The 306-nt window shown below is 31.4% G+C and carries 1 pseudogene; it reads left to right on the forward strand.

The annotated features are described in order from the left end of the window. A pseudogene (locus OQH62_RS08680) lies at positions 1–306 on the forward strand (hypothetical protein); the annotation flags it as partial.

Here is a 306-nt window from a genome sequence, read left to right on the forward strand (position 1 = left end):
TATTACTTCTCCCCCAAAGATGAAGACTATAATCTAGGCACACTCCTTATCTTTTTACACTCTTGTACTCTTACTCTTTTCAACTATTCTTTAAAAGATTCTAGTTTAAATATAAAACTTCACTTAACAAACAAAGAAAGCCAAGAAAAACAAAGAAAAGCTCAAGGAAAAGCAAAACAACAAACACAACACAAACAATTAAAACCTTTAAGCACAGCTTTCTTACACCCAATACTAGAAGACAATGAAATCAAATGTCCTCATAATGGAGTAGTACAACTTCAAAGTCAATTAGGCAAGAACTTT

It is taken from the genome of Campylobacter sp. MIT 21-1684, from assembly GCF_026241315.1.
Classification (GTDB): domain Bacteria; phylum Campylobacterota; class Campylobacteria; order Campylobacterales; family Campylobacteraceae; genus Campylobacter_D.